This window comes from Acuticoccus kandeliae (genome assembly GCF_003073115.1).
Genome location: NZ_QBBV01000186.1, coordinates 1 through 284, shown reverse-complemented (window position 1 = coordinate 284; position 284 = coordinate 1). Strand labels below are relative to the sequence as shown.

The 284-nt window shown below is 71.8% G+C and carries 1 protein-coding gene; it reads left to right on the top strand.

The features are described from left to right. Window positions 1-5 precede the first annotated feature (5 nt). Window positions 6-284 (top strand): pyruvate kinase (locus DBV35_RS29885; RefSeq protein ID WP_281262266.1); only part of this gene is annotated, 279 nt, incomplete at its 3' end.

Here is a 284-nt window from a genome sequence, read left to right as displayed (position 1 = left end):
GCATCATGGTCGCCCGCGGTGACCTGGGCGTGGAGCGGCCGCTGCAGAACGTGCCGCCGGTGCAGAAGCCCGCGGTGCAGACCGCGCGGGAGAACGCCAAGCCGGGCATCGTCGCGACCCAGATGCTGGAGTCGATGATCACCAGCTCGCGCCCGACCCGCGCCGAGGCCTCCGACGTCGCGAACGCCGTCCTCGACGGCACCGACGCCGTGCTGCTGTCCGGTGCGACCAGCGTCGGCCGCTACACGATCAAGACCGTGCGGACGATGGCCGCGATCGTCGAG